Genomic DNA, 773 nt, shown 5'->3' on the forward strand with positions numbered 1-773 from the left:
CTGAATGGCAAGACCGCAGTCGTCACGGGCGCCGCGAGCGGCATCGGCAAGGAAATCGCCCTCGAGCTCGCCAAGGCGGGCGCGGCCGTCGCGATCGCCGACCTGAACCAGGACGGCGCGAACGCGGTCGCCGACGAGATCAACAAGGCGGGCGGCAAGGCGATCGGCGTCGCGATGGACGTGACGAACGAGGACGCCGTGAACAGCGGCATCGACAAGGTTGCCGAAACGTTCGGCTCGGTCGACATCCTCGTGTCGAACGCCGGCATCCAGATCGTCAACCCGATCGAGAACTATTCGTTCTCCGACTGGAAGAAGATGCAGGCGATCCACGTCGACGGCGCGTTCCTGACGACGAAGGCCGCGCTCAAGCACATGTACAAGGACGATCGCGGCGGCGTCGTGATCTACATGGGTTCGGTGCACTCGCACGAAGCGTCGCCGCTGAAGTCGGCGTACGTGACGGCCAAGCATGGCCTGCTGGGCCTCGCCCGCGTGCTGGCGAAGGAAGGCGCGAAGCACAACGTGCGCTCGCACGTCGTGTGTCCGGGCTTCGTGCGCACGCCGCTGGTCGACAAGCAGATTCCGGAGCAGGCCAAGGAGCTCGGCATCAGCGAAGAGGAAGTGGTGAAGAAGGTGATGCTCGGCAACACGGTCGACGGCGTGTTCACGACGGTGCAGGACGTCGCGCAGACGGTGCTGTTCCTGTCGGCGTTCCCGAGCGCCGCGCTCACGGGTCAATCGTTCATCGTCAGCCACGGCTGGTTCATGCA

General features: G+C 65.1%; 1 protein-coding gene. It reads left to right on the forward strand.

Features of this window, described 5'->3' with window-relative positions:
• Nucleotides 1-773, forward strand: a 773-nt coding sequence (locus tag G3N62_RS35640) for a 3-hydroxybutyrate dehydrogenase (protein WP_241013306.1), incomplete at both ends; no start/stop codon positions are given.

Origin of the sequence: Burkholderia sp. Tr-20355 (genome assembly GCF_017104685.1) — a bacterium.
Taxonomy (GTDB): domain Bacteria; phylum Pseudomonadota; class Gammaproteobacteria; order Burkholderiales; family Burkholderiaceae; genus Burkholderia; species Burkholderia seminalis.